Genomic DNA, 15804 nt, shown 5'->3' on the forward strand with positions numbered 1-15804 from the left:
GTTGCCGCGGTATCGGCGAACCGCAAAGCGAATAAAGGAAAGACGCGTGGCGAGATTTGTGAATGTTGCGGCCGGTCAGCTTGGCCCGATCGCGAAAAGCGAGACGAGGACCGAGGTGGTGGCGCGGTTGATGGCCATGATGCGCCGGGCGCACGCAGACGGCTGTGACCTGATCGTGTATCCCGAGCTCGCGCTAACCACGTTCTTTCCGCGCTGGCATTTCGAGAATCAGGCCGAAATCGACAAATTCTTCGAGCGCGAAATGCCGGGGGCGGAGACGCGAGGCCTGTTCGACCTCGCGCGCGAACTCGGCATCGGGTTCTATCTCGGCTATGCCGAGCTGGCGGTCGAGGCAGGGATTCTCAGGCGCTACAACACCTCCGTCCTGGTCGACAGAAGCGGCGCGATCGTCTTGAAATATCGCAAGGTGCACTTGCCCGGCCATGCCGAGCACGAGCCGTGGCGCAAATTCCAGCATCTGGAGAAGCGCTATTTCGAGCCTGGCGCAGGTTTTGGTGTGACCAGCGCCTTCGGCGGCGTGATGGGCATGGCGATCTGCAACGACCGCCGCTGGAGCGAGACCTACCGGGTGATGGGCCTGCAGGGCGTCGAGATGGTGCTGATCGGCTACAACACGCCAGTGCACAATCCGCCCGCACCCGAGCACGACCATCTCTCGCTGTTTCACAACCATCTGGTGATGCAGGCCGGCGCTTATCAGAACGGCACTTTCGTGGTCGGCGTCGCCAAGGCCGGCATCGAGGAGGGCGTGGAGCACATCGGCGGCAGCTGCATCATCGCGCCCTCGGGCGAGATCGTTGCGAGTTGCACGACGAACGGCGACGAGATCGCGATCGCCCGCTGCGATCTCGATCTCTGCAATTCCTACAAGCGCACCACCTTCAATTTCGACGTCCACCGCCAGCCACGGGCCTATGGGATGATCGTGGAGCGGAAGGGCGTGACGACGATGGCGGATGGGACGCCGGTGCCGCCGAAGGCGTGATTGGCCTCGTGCCTTACCTTGCGATGCTGCTTCTCCGATGTCGTCCTGGCGGAGGCCAGGACGATGGAGCTTCGTTGCCCGACGGGCAAAACACCCGGTACGGTGTCAAGCGGCGCGGTCAAAAATATTCCACTTTACCGAAATTCGGATTTGGCGTATGTGTCGCTTATCCCGGCTCACCCTTGAGGGGCGATCATGTGTCGTGATGATCGCAGAGCCGGGCTTGCGGTGGACGCGGCAGCGTCGGGCGCGAGGTTAAGGGCAGGGCGGATTGCTCTCCGTGAGCCCTAAGGCTTCGTGCGGACGGACGGCGCTGTCAGGTTCGTCGTGCCAGCATTTCGATGGCAACGTGCACAACGCCGTCGAACCCTGCGGCGCAGGCGAACCGCGCGTACGGCAAAACCGTGTGGTCCTGGCCGTCGTTGCTACGGTCAAGCCTTGGCGGATGCGGCATTGGCGTCAACCGGCGCGGGTGCCGTGACTTCTACGAGGGCGAGGGAGGCCAGAAGGAATTCGGCTCCCAGGAGAGCGCGGCATAAGCCGTCAAACCACTGCGCAGGGAAGGCCGTGTGTTGGGCTTCACCTGTATGCCGCTGTGCGGTCTTCTCTGCGTGTGCTTTTCGCGCAGCGGACCGCGGGTGCCGCCGGCACCCGGCCTTCCCTGCGCCCTCTTGGCTTTAGAGGGGGGAGAGATCAAGCAAAGCTCGGGCGAAACGCGCCGCGAGAATGCGAAGGCGTGTTTGCAACGCAGATGCGAATTGGAGAACGACGCCATTGCCCCTTGCTCCGTCATTGCGAGGAGCCCTTGCGACGAAGCAATCCAGAATCTTGCCGCGGAGGGATTTTGGATTGCTTCGCTTGCGCTCGCAATGACGAGATTGGGGCACGCGCACGCCACACACTCGCTGTCATCGCCCGGCTCGACCGGACGATCCAGTATTCCGAGGCGGCAGCGATTGAGCCGAGAGGTCGCGGCCTACTGGATTCCCCGCCTTCGCGGGAATGACAGCGTCATTTGGAGGACGAAGCCGATGCCCCTCGCTCCGTCATTGCAAGGCGCCTTTGCGACGAAGCAATCCAGAATCCCTCCGCGGACTGATTCTGGATTGCTTCGCTGCGCTCGCAATGACAACGCTAAAGTAGCGTTCACAACCAAGTGTCTTTATTCGGAAACGTTCATTCCCTATCATGCCGCGATGCAAAAAGCTGCCCGCCGATCTCAGTCTGCCGCCCGTCCGCCCGGCCGTCCCCGGGAGTTCGACATGGATACCGCGCTCGACAGGGCCGTGCGCGTGTTTCGCGAGCGCGGTTATCATGCCACCTCGATCGGCGAACTCACCGCGGCGATGCGGCTGGCGACCGGGAGCGTCTACAAGGCGTTTCGCGACAAGCATGCCGTGTTCCTGGCCGCCTTCGAACGCTACACCACGCTGCGCCAGGAGCAGACGCACAGCGCTGCGGCGCGCGGCGCGAACGGCCGCGAGCAAATCCGCAACGTGCTCCTGTCCTATGTCGAGCATTCCCAGGGCACCGAGGGGCGGCGCGGCTGCCTTGTCGTCGGCAGCGCGGTCGAACTGTCCGCGCTCGATCCGGTGGTCGGCGCCCGCGTCAATGCGCAGCTCAAGACAAACGAAAGCTTCATCGCCGGCCTCATTCGCAAGGGGCAGGCCGATGGCTCAATTCCCCGCCATGTCGCCGCCGACGACACCGCGCGGCTGATGATCTGCATCACGCAGGGCATGCGCGTCGTCGGCAAGGCGCGCCTGCCGCTCGACGGGATGCGTCTGGTCGCCGTCGCGATGAAACTGCTCGCCTGAATTTTTTGTCATAATAGGGAATATTCATTCCCTATTTCTGGAGTCTATGCGAATGACGATGAATGCCACGATCGAGACCGCGCCCGGACCGGATGCGGTGTCGCAGCGCCTGACCTTCGTGCTTGCCGCGGCCTGTGGCATGGTCGCCGCCAACATCTATTATGCCCAGCCGCTGATCGCGCCGATCAGCACCGCGCTCGGCCTGTCGCATGCCGCCGCCGGGCTGATCGTCACCATGACGCAGATCGGCTATGGCCTGGGGCTTCTCTTCATCGTGCCGCTCGGCGATCTCGTCGAGAACCGCTCGCTGATCTGCTCGGTGATCGCGCTCGGCGCGGCAGCACTGCTTGCCGCGGCGTTCGCGACCCACGCGCTGCCGTTCCTGATCGCCGCGCTGTTCATCGGGCTCGGCTCGGTTGCGGTGCAGATCATCATTCCCTATGCCGCGCATCTGGCGCCCGAGGCCATCCGCGGCCGCGTCGTCGGCAACGTTTCGACCGGCCTGATGCTCGGCATCATGCTGGCGCGCCCGGTGTCGAGCTTCGTCACGGCGGCGCTGTCGTGGCACGCGGTGTTCTTCGGCTCGGCCGGGCTGATGATCGTGCTCGCAGCTATGCTCTGGGTGACGCTGCCGCAGCGCAAGCCGGTCGCGCGGATGCATTATGGCGCGTTGCTGCTGTCGATGCCGCAGCTGGTGCGCACGACGCCGCTGCTGCGCCGCCGCGCGCTTTACCAGGCGAGCCTGTTCGGCTGCTTCACGCTGTTCTGGACGGTGGCGCCGCTCCAGCTCGCGGGCGCATACGGCTTCACCCAACGCGGCATCGCGCTGTTCGCGCTCGCCGGCGGCGTCGGCGTGTTCGCGGCGCCGATCGCAGGACGGCTCGCCGATCGCGGCCATAGCCGCATCGCCACACTGATCGCGATGCTGCTCGCGGCCGTCGGCTTTCTGATCACGCATGTCGGTGCGGCCGGATCGCTGCTGAACCTCGCCTGCCTAGTCGTGGCCGCGATCGCCATCGATATCGGCGTGCAGGGCAACGTCGTGCTCGGCTTCCGCGCCATTTTCCTGCTCGGGCACGAGCACCGCAGCCGCCTCAACGGCCTCTACATGGCGACGTTCTTCGCCGCCGGCGCCGCCGGCTCCGCGCTCGGCGCCTTCGCCTTCGCGCAAGGCGGCTGGACGCTCGCATCGGCCATTGGCCTTGCCCTGCCGGTGGCCGGCTTGCTCTATGCGGCCACCGAGTAGCCGCCGGCATGGCCGGAATGGTGCGATACGGCCCGTTTATCAACGCCGCGAGCCCGCAATTTCCGGCTCGCGGTCCGGCCGCCGCTGTAGTACTTTGGTCGCAAGCGGACCTGGTTAACAGGCGGCAGGGGGAGGCTGATGAGGCGTACGGGGCTGTTTGGCGTACCGCAGGTACGGCCGTGGTCGTGGCAGGCGTTTTTGCTCGGATTCGTGGCCGTCGCGATGTCGGCGATGCTTCAGGGGATCTGTGTCGCGCTCGGCGCAAAACTCTATTTCGCGGCGTTCCTGCCCGGCCTCTTCGTGCTCGGGCTTGTCGCAGGCGTGCCGGCGGCGACCCTCGCCACGCTGCTGACCATTCCGCTGGTGTGGTGGGCGTTCATGCCGCCCTTCTTCGAGTTCAATTCGCTGACCAGCGCGAACACCGATTCCATCAACCTGTTCTGCCTGCTGGCCGTGCTGCTGATCGGCCTCGCCGATCTCTGCCGCGAGACGATGGCGATCGTCAGCCGCTGCGGGCTGAAGCGCCCGGGCGAGAGCGCGGCAACGAATCCGCAATAAGTCGGCTTTGCACGACCGTACGCGTTGCGCGCGCGCAACAGTTCGGCAACCATCCGCGAGCTTGCCGCGCGCCGCTAACTTTTCGAAAAAGATTTGGCCGCAGTTTCTCCCGCGGGAATGACGAGGGAGTTTTCGGACATGAACAGCCAAATAACCGGGCACGCCATCTTGGAGAACGTGCGCCGCTACCGCGGCATCGCATCGCTCTATCGCCAGACCGCTGCATTCCGCCCGGGCCAGAGCTGGTCGCTGCTGGAGCAGGCGAGGGATTGGGAAGCGCGGGCGCTGTCGGAGCTGGAAGCCTATTTCGCGGCCCGCACGGACCACGCGGCCCCACTCGCGGCCTGATCGTTAACCATCGGCGCGGCCTCGGTCCACCTTGCCGAAGGTGCGATCGTCGGATCGTGCACGGGACACCACGCGGCGATTTCGGAGTTGTCTCGGCGCGCGCCTGTGCTAGCAACGGCTCAACGAGATCCTTCACGTCGGCCGGGGCAAGCGATGATCACCTTCAACCGCATCTTCACGACCGAGCGCCTGCTCCAGATCATCGTGGTTCTGATCGCGACGATCGCCATGAAGCTGATGAGCTGAGCGCTGGCTGCCTATCGCCCGCCGAGTTCGGGCACCTCGGGCAGATAGTTCGAGCCTTCCGAACCCAGAAAATCGAACATCGCCTGCGCCGGCGGCAGCAGCACCTTGTCGCTGCGGCGGATCACGTACCATTGCCGGACGATCGGCAGGCCGGCGACGTCGAGCACGATGAGTCGGCCCTCGGCGAGCTCATGCGCCACGGTGTGCGCCGAGATGAAGGCGATGCCGAGCCCGGCGATCACCGCCTGCTTGATGGTCTCGTTGCTGCTCATCTCCATGCCGATGATCGGCTCGAGATCCGACTTCTGGAACATGCCTTCCATCAGCGTCCTCGTGCCCGAGCCCGGCTCGCGGGTGAGGAAGGTCTCGTGCACGAGGTCGGTCAGGTTGAGGCCGGAATCCTTCTCCAGCCAATGTCCCTTGCGCGCGACGATGATGTGCGGATTGCGCCCGAGCTGACGGACGTCGACCGTGACGTCGGCCGGTGGCCGACCCATCACGGCGAAATCGAGGTCGTAGCCGTGCATGGCCTCGCGGATCTCCTCGCGGTTGCCGATGGTGAGCTTGATCTCGATCTTGGGATAGCGCTTCGAGAATGCCGCGATCGCGTGCGGCACGAAATATTTTGCGGTCGAGACCGCGCCGAGCTGCACCGTGCCGCCGGTCCGTCCCGCCAGCAGGTCGAGCGAGCCCTGGCAGTCCATGATCGCGGCCTCGACCCGTTCGGCCAGCGCCAGCACCTCCTTGCCAGCCTCCGTCAGCAGCATGCCGTCACCGGTCCGCTGCACCAGCGGCAGGCCGGCGAGGTCCTGAAGCTGCCGAAGCTGCTGGGTCACGGCCGGTTGGGTCAGCCCGAGATGGCTGGACGCCGCCGTCACGCTGCCCTTGGCCGAAAGCGCCGCGAGTGAGCGCAGCTGCCGGATCGTCAGATGCCGGAGCTGGGCCGCCGCATGGCCGGGGCCATTATAAGAAAATTCTTTGAGGCTCATTATGAATAGAAATTTTCCTTATTAAGCCGGCCCTGTCAATCTCGTCGTGCTGGGACGGACCGCATCGACCCTCCAAGGGGGAGGGAAATGGATGCGGCGCCAGCAAGGGGATGGACGCAGATGACCGGGCAACTCAGGCTGGACGACCACCTTCAACGGTACTCAGAGACCGCACTGCATGCGCTCGCCGTGGCGGCCGCAGTCGATGCCATCGCGGCAGCAGCGGTCGAGATCGCCGATCTCATCGCCTCCGGCGATCTCGCCGACGCCTCGGGCCTGACGACGGGCCGCAACAGCGACGGCGATGTCCAGCGCGATCTCGACGTCCAGGCTGATGCGATCCTGCGCCGCTGCCTCGTCAGGCTGCCGATCGCGGCGCTAGCGTCGGAGGAGATGCGCGAGGCCCAGATCGTCGACCGTCAGGGGCGCATCTGCGTCGCGATCGATCCGCTCGACGGCTCCTCCAACATCGACATCAACATGACCGTCGGCACGATCTTCTCGATCCTGCCGGCACCCGATGATCTCTCACTCGCCTTCCATCAGCGCGGCTCGGCGCAGCTCGCGGCGGGCTTCGTCACCTACGGCCCGCAGACCTCGCTGGTGCTGACGCTCGGCGACGGCGTCGACATCTTCACGCTTGACCGTAAGGCGGGCTGCTTCCGCCTCGCGCGCAGCGGCGTGCAGATCTCCGAGGCCTGCGAGGAGTTCGCGATCAACGCGTCCAATCGCCGGCACTGGGATGCGCCGGTGCGCGCCTTCATCGACGAATGCCTCGCCGGGGTCGACGGGCCCGCCAACCACGATTTCAACATGCGCTGGATCGGCTCGCTGGTCGCGGAGGCCTATCGCATTCTCACCCGCGGCGGTGTGTTCCTCTATCCTTCGGACGCGCGACCCGGCTATGGCGACGGCCGCCTGCGCCTCACCTACGAGGCGCACCCGATGGCGATGATCATCGAGCAGGCCGGCGGCTCGGCCACGACCGGGCGCGAGCGCATCCTCGAGCTGTCTGCGCAAAGCTTGCATCAGCGCGTGCCGCTGATCATGGGCTCGAGCAACGAGGTGCGGCGGGTCGAGGAATTGCATTGCGATCCCCTGTTGGTTGCCAGCGTCTCCGCACCGCTGTTCGCGCGGCGCGGATTCTTCCGGCTCTGAGCGAGGCGTCCCATGTCCAGGAAGCATCCGATCATCTCGATCACCGGCTCCTCCGGCGCCGGCACTACCTCGGTCAAGAAGACCTTCGAGCAGATATTTTTCCGCGAGAAGGTCAACGCCGTCTACATCGAGGGCGACGCGTTCCATCGCTACGACCGCGCCGAGATGCGCGCGCAGATGGCGAAGGAGGCCGAGCGCGGCAACAAGCACTTCAGCCATTTCAGCCCTGAGACCAATCTGTTCGAGGAGCTGGAGCGCGCGTTCCGCGACTATGGCGAGACCGGCACGGCGACGACGCGTCACTACGTCCACGATGCCGAGGAATCCGCGCTGCATGGCGCGGCACCCGGCACCTTCACCGAGTGGAAGCGGTTGCCGGAGAATTCGGACCTGCTGTTCTACGAGGGCCTGCATGGCGCCGTCGTCACGGACAAGGTGAATGTCGCGCGCTATGCCGACCTCAAGATCGGCGTCGTGCCCGTGATCAATCTCGAATGGATCCAGAAGCTGCACCGTGATCGCAGCGCGCGCGGCTATTCGACCGAGGCTGTCACCGACACCATCCTGCGGCGGATGCCGGATTACATCCACTACATCTGCCCGCAATTCACCGAGACCGACATCAACTTCCAGCGCGTGCCGACGGTGGACACCTCCAATCCGTTCATCGCGCGCTGGATCCCGACGCCGGACGAATCGATGGTCGTGATCCGTTTCAAGAATCCACGTGGCATCGACTTCCCCTATCTGCTCTCGATGCTGCCGCAAAGCTGGATGTCGCGCGCCAATTCGATCGTCTGCCCCGGCGCCAAGCTCGATCTCGCGATGCAACTCATCCTGACGCCGCTGATCATGCAGCTGATCGAGCGCAAGCGGAACCTGAAGTGATGCACAGCAACGACAACAACGGGAGGATCCGATGAATATCTCGGTTCATGCCGAAGCCGACCTTACGGCGGTCACGCATAACGATCTCGCCAACGCCGTCCGCTTCCTCGCGGTGGACGCCATCGAGACCTCGCAGTCGGGCCATCCCGGCCTGCCCATGGGCATGGCCGACGTCGCGACCGTGCTGTTCTCGCGCTTCCTCAAATTCGACTCGGCCCATCCCAACTGGCCCGACCGCGACCGCTTCGTGCTGTCAGCGGGCCACGGCTCGATGCTGCTCTATGCGCTGCTGCATCTGACCGGCGGCGATGTCAGCCTCGACGACATCAAGGCGTTCCGGCAATGGGGCTCCAAGACGCCGGGACATCCGGAATACGGCCACACGCCGGGCGTCGAGACCACGACTGGACCGCTGGGGCAGGGGATTGCGACGGCGGTCGGCATGGCGCTCGCCGAACGCATGGCCAATGCGCGGCATGGCGACCGCCTCGTCGATCACTTCACCTATGTGATCGCCGGTGACGGCTGCCTGATGGAAGGTATCAGCCAGGAGGCGATCTCGCTCGCCGGTCATCTCCAGCTCGCGCGTCTGATCGTGCTTTTCGACGACAACGGCATTTCCATCGACGGGCCGACCTCGCTCGCGACCTCCGACGACCAACTCGCCCGCTTCGCCGCCTCCGGCTGGTCGGTGCGCCGTGTCGATGGACACGATCCCGAAGCCATTGCACAGGCGATCGCGGAGGAGCGTGAGACCACAAAACCGTCGCTGATCGCCTGCCGCACCATCATCGGCTATGGCGCGCCTGATAGACAGGGCACCGAGAAGGCGCATGGTGCGCCGCTCGGCACTGAGCAGACCGCGGCCGCGCGCCGGACGCTGGGCTGGGACTATCAGCCTTTCGTGGTGCCGCTCCCGATCTCGAAGGCGTGGCGGATGATCGGACAGCGCGGGCAGGTCGCCCGTCTCGCCTGGCTCGATCGCTATGAACGTGCGACGCCCGAGCAGCGCGACCTGTTCGTCGAGGGTAAGGCCGTCGCCTTGCCGGGCGCCTATGCGCTGGCTGCGGCGAAGTTGCGCGAGCGCTTCGCCAGCGAGCGTCCGAAGATCGCAACGCGCCAGGCCTCGCAACAGGTGCTCGACGGCATCGCCGGGGCGATTCCGGGCTTGGTCGGCGGCTCCGCCGACCTCACGCATTCGAACCTCACGCATGCCAAGGTGCAGGCTCCCGTCACGCGCGGGGCGTTCGCCGGCGACTACATCCACTACGGCATTCGCGAGCACGGCATGGCTGCCGCGATGAATGGCCTCGCGCTGCATGGTGGCTTCATCCCCTATGGCGGCACCTTCCTCGCCTTCTCCGACTACAGCCGGCCGGCGATTCGCCTTGCGGCTCTGATGCGGCTGCGCGTGATTCATGTGATGACTCACGACTCCATCGGCCTCGGCGAGGACGGCCCGACGCACCAGCCGGTCGAGCATGTCGCCGCACTGCGGGTGATCCCGAACCTTCTGGTGTTCCGCCCCGCGGATGCGGTGGAGACGCTGGAAGCCTGGGATTGCGCACTCAGCTCCGAGAGCCGTCCGTCCGTGTTGTGCTTGTCGCGTCAGGCCTTGCCGACCTTCCGCAGCGATGTCCGCGGCAGAAATCGCGTCGCGCGCGGCGCCTATCTCGTCGTCTCCCCTGACGGCGGCCGCGACGTGACGTTGATCGCGACCGGCTCGGAAGTGTCGATCGCGCTGGAGGCGGCCCGCCTGCTCGCGACCGAGCACATCCGCGCCGCCGTCGTCTCTGCACCCTGCTTCGCGCTGTTCGAGGAGCAGCCGGACGACTACCGCGCCACGGTGCTCGGTACTGCACCGCGTGTCGGCATCGAGGCGGCCGTAGCGGGTGACTGGCCGCGCTGGATCGGCACTGAGGGCGAGTTCGTCGGCATGCGCGGCTTCGGCGCCTCGGCGCCGGCGCCCGTGCTGTACCGCGAGTTCGGCATCACACCGCAAAGCATTGCGGAAGCCGCCCGGCGGGCGATCGCCCGCAAGAAACAATAAGGAGGATTAATCGTGGCTCGTATCACCCTTCGTCAATTGCTCGATCACGCCGCCAGCCACGGCTACGCGGTGCCGGCGTTCAACATCAACAACATGGAGCAGGGCATCGCGATCATGCAGGCGGCGGCCGAGGTCGATGCGCCGGTCATCATGCAGGCCTCGCGCGGTGCGCGCAGCTATGCCGGCGATCTCATGCTCTCGCACATGATCGATGCGCTGGAGCGGACCTATCCCGACATTCCGCTCTGCATGCACCAGGACCACGGCAATGACGAGGCGACCTGCGCCTCCGCCATAGCCCATGGCTTCACGTCGGTCATGATGGACGGCTCGCTCAAGGCCGACGCCAAGACGGCGGCCGATTATGACTACAATGTCGCGATCACCCGCCGTGTCGTCGACCTCGCCCATTGGGTCGGCGCATCCGTCGAAGGCGAGCTCGGCGTGCTCGGCTCGCTCGAGCACGGCGGCGGCGAGCAGGAGGATGGTCACGGCGTCGAGGGCAAGGTCAGTCACGATCAGCTGCTGACCGATCCGGACCAGGCCGTCGATTTTGTCCGCGCGACGAAGGTCGATGCCCTGGCGATCGCGATGGGCACCTCGCACGGCGCCTACAAGTTCAGCCGCAAGCCGGATGGCGACATCCTGGCGATGCGGGTGGTCGAGGAGATCCATCGCCGGCTGCCGAACACGCATCTCGTGATGCACGGTTCGTCCTCGGTGCCGCAGCCGCTGCAGGACATGTTCAACCAGTTCGGCGGCGAGATGCCGCAGACCTGGGGCGTGCCGGTCGAGGAGATCGTGCGCGGCATCCGAAGCGGCGTGCGCAAAGTCAATATCGACACTGACTGCCGTCTTGCGATGACTGCGGTATTCCGCAAGGTCGCCGCGCAAGCGCGCTCCGAGTTCGATCCACGAAAGTTCCTCAAGCCGGCGATGGATGCGATGCGCGAGCTTTGTCGCGAGCGCTTCGAGCAGTTCGGCACGGCAGGCCACGCCAGCAAGATCAAGGTCGTCCCGATGAGCGAGATGGCGCGGCGCTATCGCGCCGGCGAACTTGATCCGCGCATCGACGCCCGCGAACCGGTCGCTGCCTAGTCATTCAGAGAGAAGAGCAGGAGAGAGTCATGAACGCACACGCAGGAACCGTTCGCGGCAAGGAAAGATATCGCTCGGGCGTGATGGAATATAAGCGCATGGGCTATTGGGAGCCCGATTACACGCCAAAGGACACCGACGTCATCGCGCTGTTTCGTGTCACCCCGCAGGAGGGGGTCGACCCGATCGAGGCGTCGGCTGCGGTCGCCGGTGAATCCTCAACCGCGACCTGGACCGTGGTGTGGACCGATCGGTTAACCGCCGCGGAGAAATACCGCGCCAAGTGCTACCGCGTCGATCCGGTCCCCGGCTCGCCCGGCTCTTACTTCGCCTACATCGCCTATGACCTCGACCTGTTCGAGCCAGGCTCGATCGCCAACCTCTCGGCCTCGATCATCGGCAACGTGTTCGGCTTCAAGCCGCTCAAGGCGCTGCGTCTGGAGGACATGCGCTTCCCGGTCGCCTATGTGAAGACGTTCCAGGGACCGGCGACCGGCATCGTGGTCGAGCGTGAACGGCTCGACAAGTTCGGCCGCCCTTTGCTGGGTGCGACCATCAAGCCCAAGCTCGGTCTTTCGGGGCGCAATTACGGCCGCGTAGTCTACGAGGCGCTGAAGGGCGGGCTCGACTTCACCAAGGATGACGAGAACATCAACTCGCAGCCCTTCATGCACTGGCGTGACCGCTTCCTCTATTGCATGGAGGGCGTCAACCGCGCGCAGGCGGCCTCGGGCGAGGTCAAGGGCACCTATCTCAACATCACCGCGGCCACCATGGAGGACATGTACGAGCGTGCTGAGTTCGCCAAGGAGCTCGGCTCGGTCGTGGTCATGATCGACCTCGTGATCGGCTACACCGCGATCCAGTCCATGGCGAAGTGGGCGCGGCGCAACGACATGATCCTGCATCTCCATCGCGCCGGCCACTCGACCTATACGCGGCAGAAGAGCCACGGCGTGTCGTTCCGCGTCATCGCCAAGTGGATGCGGCTCGCCGGCGTCGACCACATCCATGCTGGCACCGTGGTCGGCAAGCTCGAGGGCGATCCGAACACCACGCGCGGCTATTACGACGTCTGCCGCGAAGATTTTAATCCGACGAAGCTAGAACACGGCATCTTCTTCGACCAGTCCTGGGCGAGCCTGAACAAGATGATGCCGGTCGCCTCCGGCGGCATCCATGCCGGGCAGATGCACCAGCTGCTCGACCTCTTGGGTGAAGACGTCGTGCTGCAATTCGGCGGTGGCACCATCGGCCATCCCATGGGCATTGCGGCCGGCGCGACCGCCAATCGCGTGGCGCTGGAAGCGATGATCCTCGCCCGCAACGAGGGCCGCGACTACGTCCACGAAGGGCCGGAGATCCTCGCCAAGGTGGCCGAGACCTGCACGCCGCTGAAGGCCGCGCTCGAAGTCTGGAAGGACGTCACCTTCAACTATCAATCCACCGACACGCCGGACTTCGTGCCGACGGCGCTGGAAACCGTTTGAGGAGATTCACATGAAACTGACCCAGGGCTGCTTCTCATACCTGCCTGATCTGACCGATGACCAGATCTACAGCCAAGTGCAGTACTGCCTTGCCAAAGGCTGGGCGGTGAACATCGAGTTCACCGACGATCCGCATCCCCGCAACACTTATTGGGAGATGTGGGGCCTGCCGATGTTCGATCTCCAGGATGCTGCCGGCGTGATGATGGAGCTCGCTGAGTGCCGCAGGGTGTATGGCGACCGCTACATCCGCATCAGCGGCTTCGATTCCAGCCACGGCTGGGAATCGGTGCGCATCTCCTTCCTCGTCAACCGGCCGAAGCAGGAAGCGGAGCTCGAGCTGGTGCGGCAGGAGGTGGGCGGCCGCGCGATCCGTTACACCACCGTGCGCCGACCGGCCGCGCACGCGTCAACTTAAGGCATCCGCTTCCGCGCGGAGCTCTCCCTGCTCCGCATCCTTGGCGGACCACTGCTTCGCCGCTCCCCCCGCGGCGAAGCCCTTTTCTTCGAGGTGCCGATGCTCGATGTGCCCCACGCAACGACGACCGAACACAGCGAGACCAGTTTCGATCTCCGCAAGGAGGCCGAAGCGGCTGGGATCACCGACACGCTGCAACAGCTCGAGCAGGAGCTGGTCGGATTGAAGCCGGTAAAGAACCGCGTGCGCCAGATCGCCTCGCTGCTGTTGATCGAGCGCATTCGGCAGCGCGCTGGATTGGCCTCCGCGCCACCGACGCTGCACATGTCGTTCACCGGCAATCCCGGCACCGGCAAAACCACGGTGGCGCTGCGCATGGCCAAGATCCTGCACGGCCTCGGCTTCGTGCGACGAGGGCAGGTGATCTCGGTCACGCGCGACGATCTCGTCGGCCAGTATATCGGCCATACCGCCCCGAAGACCAAGGAGATATTGAAGAAGGCGATGGGCGGCGTGCTGTTCATCGACGAGGCCTATTATCTCCATCGTCCCGACAACGAGCGCGACTACGGCCAGGAGGCGATCGAAATCCTGCTCCAGGTGATGGAGAACCAGCGCGAGGATCTGGTCGTGATCCTCGCCGGCTATGGCGAGCGGATGACGAGCTTCTTCGCCTCCAATCCCGGCTTCCGCTCGCGCATCGCGCATCACATCGAATTTCCGGACTATGCCGAAGCCGAGCTGCTCGTCATCGCCGAGCTGATGCTGAAGGAGCGCGGCTATCGCTTCTCGGCAGCGGCGCGCGAGGCGTTCGAAAAATACATCGCGCTGCGCCGGACCCAGCCGTTCTTCTCCAATGCGCGCTCGATCCGCAACGCCGTCGACCGCATTCGCCTGCGGCAGGCCGATCGCCTGGTGTCCGATCTCGATCGCATGCTCGACGTCGCCGACCTCGAAACCATCGATCCCATGGACGTCCTGGCGAGCCGCGTCTTCAGCGGCGGCGCCGACTCGCGGAGTGCAAAATCATGACGAGAGAGATGATCATTGCTCCTTCGATCCTGGCCGCGGATTTCGCGCGTCTCGGCGAGGAGATCGCGGCGATCGATACGGCCGGGGCCGACTGGATCCATTGCGACGTCATGGACGGACACTTTGTGCCGAACATCAGCTTCGGCGCGGACGTCATCAAGGCAATCCGGCCGCTCACGAAGAAAGTCTTCGACGTGCATCTCATGATCGCGCCTGCTGATCCTTACCTCGAGGCGTTCGCGAAGGCCGGTGCGGACGTCATCACGGTGCACGCCGAAGCCGGCCCGCATCTCGACCGTTCGCTTCAGGCGATCCGCGCGCTCGGCAGGAAAGCCGGCGTTAGCCTGTGTCCCGCAACGCCGGAGAGCGCGATCGAATATGTGCTCGATCGCCTCGACCTCGTGCTGGTAATGACGGTCAATCCCGGCTTCGGCGGCCAGTCCTTCCTCGACTCCCAGCTGGCGAAGATCGCACGGATCAAGGCCATGATCGGCGACCGGCCGATCCGGCTCGAGGTCGATGGAGGTATCACGCGCGACAATGCCGCTGCCGTGGCTGCAGCGGGCGCCGATACGCTCGTGGCGGGGTCCGCCGTGTTTCGCGGCAAGAGCGCCGCCGAATACGCATCCAATATTGCGGCCATTCGCAGAAAGATAATGCCGCGCGGCCGCTGCGCGTCGGAGAAAGTGCGCGCGTCCGGTAGACTACGGAGAGCATCACCCAGGCGATTACGCCGAGGTATCGATCGCTTCATAGCGCGCATTTTTCTCCGGGGTCCTACGGAGAATCCAACGCGAATCGGCAACACCCTTCATGCCAGGGTAACCAAGAGCGCCGAAGCACGCGTTCGATTAATGCGCCGCGCTACAATCTGTGGTTTAATAACTGCAGAGGCGTGGAAGCACATGCAATATCTCCATTGGAATGCTGCCCATGGCTGGCGCGGAGCTGATCCACTGCTCGGGCCCGCTCAGCTCGTGCTCTAATTCGGCAGCCGTGAGGAGCTATCTCGATCTCGTCGGCGTGACCGTCGAGCGTCGCCTCTATGCCTAGCCCTTGATGGGCGCGGCGGGAATTCAGAGCGAGAGTCCGCTTCGACTGGAACTTTGGCTTCCTTGCGCATTTGCTAGAACTAGCCGAAGTCGGCGCCGCGGCGGGCGCAGCAAAACTTTTGCATGACCGCCATCGGCCTGACGCAAATCGGGGCAATAAGCCCTGTGAATGCGAGGGAGGGTCTCATGGAGAACGTACGTCGCTACCGGGCGCTGGCGTCCCTCTGTCGTCAGCAGGCCGCTTACCGGCCGCTCCAGAATTGGGAGCTCCTCGGCCAGGCCGAACATTTCGAATATCTCGCGGAAGTCGAGCTCAAGGCGCATTTCGACGCGTGCAACGCACAAGGCGGCGAGGACGTCGCTGAAGCCGGGCCATTGAAGACACCTGCCGCGGCGTAGCAGCGGCGG

At 64.7% G+C, this 15804-nt stretch carries 14 protein-coding genes and 1 pseudogene; 14 read left to right on the forward strand and 1 reads right to left on the reverse strand.

Features of this window, described 5'->3' with window-relative positions; translation table 11 throughout:
- The first annotated feature begins 46 nt into the window (after positions 1 to 46).
- The 5 genes from LRP30_RS10815 (at position 47) to LRP30_RS10835 (ending at position 4975) form a co-directional block, all read left to right on the forward strand.
- Positions 47 to 1006: an N-carbamoyl-D-amino-acid hydrolase gene (locus tag LRP30_RS10815; RefSeq protein ID WP_249760297.1), complete on the forward strand. Its 960-nt coding sequence runs from the start codon at positions 47 to 49 to the stop codon at positions 1004 to 1006.
- Positions 1007 to 2202: 1196 nt separating this feature from the next.
- Positions 2203 to 2823, forward strand: coding sequence for a TetR/AcrR family transcriptional regulator (locus LRP30_RS10820; RefSeq protein WP_249760298.1), 621 nt, complete (start codon positions 2203 to 2205; stop codon positions 2821 to 2823).
- A gap of 52 nt (positions 2824 to 2875) precedes the next feature.
- The gene (locus LRP30_RS10825) at positions 2876 to 4069 is read left to right on the forward strand and encodes an MFS transporter (RefSeq protein WP_249760299.1); all 1194 of its coding nucleotides are present in this window, start codon (positions 2876 to 2878) and stop codon (positions 4067 to 4069) included.
- Positions 4070 to 4207: 138 nt separating this feature from the next.
- Positions 4208 to 4627 carry a DUF4118 domain-containing protein gene (locus LRP30_RS10830; RefSeq protein WP_249760300.1) on the forward strand — a complete coding sequence of 140 codons (420 nt, stop codon included), beginning with the start codon at positions 4208 to 4210 and terminating at the stop codon, positions 4625 to 4627.
- Between the two features lie 138 nt (positions 4628 to 4765).
- Positions 4766 to 4975, forward strand: coding sequence for a hypothetical protein (locus tag LRP30_RS10835; RefSeq protein ID WP_249760301.1), 210 nt, complete (start codon positions 4766 to 4768; stop codon positions 4973 to 4975).
- 257 nt (positions 4976 to 5232) lie between these two features.
- On the opposite strand, the gene LRP30_RS10840 is transcribed toward LRP30_RS10835, so the two are convergent.
- Entirely contained in the window at positions 5233 to 6210 is a 978-nt protein-coding gene (locus tag LRP30_RS10840; protein WP_128943181.1) for a LysR family transcriptional regulator, read from the reverse strand.
- Positions 6211 to 6330: 120 nt separating this feature from the next.
- Here LRP30_RS10840 and LRP30_RS10845 point away from each other — a divergent pair, with 120 nt between their 5' ends.
- From LRP30_RS10845 to LRP30_RS10885, 9 genes and pseudogenes are all read left to right on the forward strand, one after another.
- Positions 6331 to 7368, forward strand: coding sequence for a class 1 fructose-bisphosphatase (locus LRP30_RS10845; RefSeq protein ID WP_249760302.1), 1038 nt, complete (start codon positions 6331 to 6333; stop codon positions 7366 to 7368).
- Between the two features lie 12 nt (positions 7369 to 7380).
- Positions 7381 to 8256, forward strand: a complete 876-nt coding sequence (locus LRP30_RS10850) for a phosphoribulokinase (protein ID WP_249760303.1) — start codon at positions 7381 to 7383, stop codon at positions 8254 to 8256.
- 31 nt (positions 8257 to 8287) lie between these two features.
- Positions 8288 to 10306: a transketolase gene (gene tkt, locus LRP30_RS10855; protein WP_249760304.1), complete on the forward strand. Its 2019-nt coding sequence runs from the start codon at positions 8288 to 8290 to the stop codon at positions 10304 to 10306.
- 12 nt (positions 10307 to 10318) lie between these two features.
- Positions 10319 to 11404 (forward strand): class II fructose-bisphosphate aldolase, encoded by a 1086-nt coding sequence (fba, locus tag LRP30_RS10860; RefSeq protein ID WP_091892520.1) that lies wholly within the window; start codon positions 10319 to 10321, stop codon positions 11402 to 11404.
- Between the two features lie 29 nt (positions 11405 to 11433).
- Positions 11434 to 12894 carry a form I ribulose bisphosphate carboxylase large subunit gene (locus LRP30_RS10865; protein ID WP_128943177.1) on the forward strand — a complete coding sequence of 487 codons (1461 nt, stop codon included), beginning with the start codon at positions 11434 to 11436 and terminating at the stop codon, positions 12892 to 12894.
- A 10-nt stretch (positions 12895 to 12904) separates the two neighbouring features.
- Positions 12905 to 13312 (forward strand): ribulose bisphosphate carboxylase small subunit, encoded by a 408-nt coding sequence (locus LRP30_RS10870; RefSeq protein WP_091892515.1) that lies wholly within the window; start codon positions 12905 to 12907, stop codon positions 13310 to 13312.
- Positions 13313 to 13411: 99 nt separating this feature from the next.
- Entirely contained in the window at positions 13412 to 14344 is a 933-nt protein-coding gene (cbbX, locus tag LRP30_RS10875) for a CbbX protein (protein ID WP_164934624.1), read from the forward strand.
- Positions 14341 to 15047 (forward strand): annotated as a pseudogene (gene rpe, locus LRP30_RS10880) (ribulose-phosphate 3-epimerase). Before cbbX ends, rpe begins: the two are co-directional and overlap by 4 nt.
- Positions 15048 to 15582: 535 nt before the next feature.
- Positions 15583 to 15795, forward strand: coding sequence for a hypothetical protein (locus LRP30_RS10885; protein WP_128935351.1), 213 nt, complete (start codon positions 15583 to 15585; stop codon positions 15793 to 15795).
- Positions 15796 to 15804 lie beyond the last annotated feature (9 nt).

The sequence above is a fragment of the Bradyrhizobium sp. C-145 genome, assembly GCF_023375135.1.
Taxonomy (GTDB): Bacteria; Pseudomonadota; Alphaproteobacteria; order Rhizobiales; family Xanthobacteraceae; genus Bradyrhizobium; species Bradyrhizobium zhanjiangense.

Coding starts and splice junctions, on each gene's coding strand:
- LRP30_RS10870 (WP_091892515.1), top strand. CDS start 12,905: ATGAAACTGACCCAGGGCTGCTTCTCATACCTGCCTGATCTGACCGAT.
- LRP30_RS10845 (WP_249760302.1), top strand. CDS start 6,331: ATGACCGGGCAACTCAGGCTGGACGACCACCTTCAACGGTACTCAGAG.
- LRP30_RS10865 (WP_128943177.1), top strand. CDS start 11,434: ATGAACGCACACGCAGGAACCGTTCGCGGCAAGGAAAGATATCGCTCG.
- LRP30_RS10850 (WP_249760303.1), top strand. CDS start 7,381: ATGTCCAGGAAGCATCCGATCATCTCGATCACCGGCTCCTCCGGCGCC.
- LRP30_RS10835 (WP_249760301.1), top strand. CDS start 4,766: ATGAACAGCCAAATAACCGGGCACGCCATCTTGGAGAACGTGCGCCGC.
- LRP30_RS10820 (WP_249760298.1), top strand. CDS start 2,203: ATGCAAAAAGCTGCCCGCCGATCTCAGTCTGCCGCCCGTCCGCCCGGC.
- LRP30_RS10830 (WP_249760300.1), top strand. CDS start 4,208: ATGAGGCGTACGGGGCTGTTTGGCGTACCGCAGGTACGGCCGTGGTCG.
- tkt (WP_249760304.1), top strand. CDS start 8,288: ATGAATATCTCGGTTCATGCCGAAGCCGACCTTACGGCGGTCACGCAT.
- cbbX (WP_164934624.1), top strand. CDS start 13,412: ATGCTCGATGTGCCCCACGCAACGACGACCGAACACAGCGAGACCAGT.
- LRP30_RS10840 (WP_128943181.1), bottom strand. CDS start 6,210: ATGAGCCTCAAAGAATTTTCTTATAATGGCCCCGGCCATGCGGCGGCC.
- LRP30_RS10885 (WP_128935351.1), top strand. CDS start 15,583: ATGGAGAACGTACGTCGCTACCGGGCGCTGGCGTCCCTCTGTCGTCAG.
- LRP30_RS10825 (WP_249760299.1), top strand. CDS start 2,876: ATGACGATGAATGCCACGATCGAGACCGCGCCCGGACCGGATGCGGTG.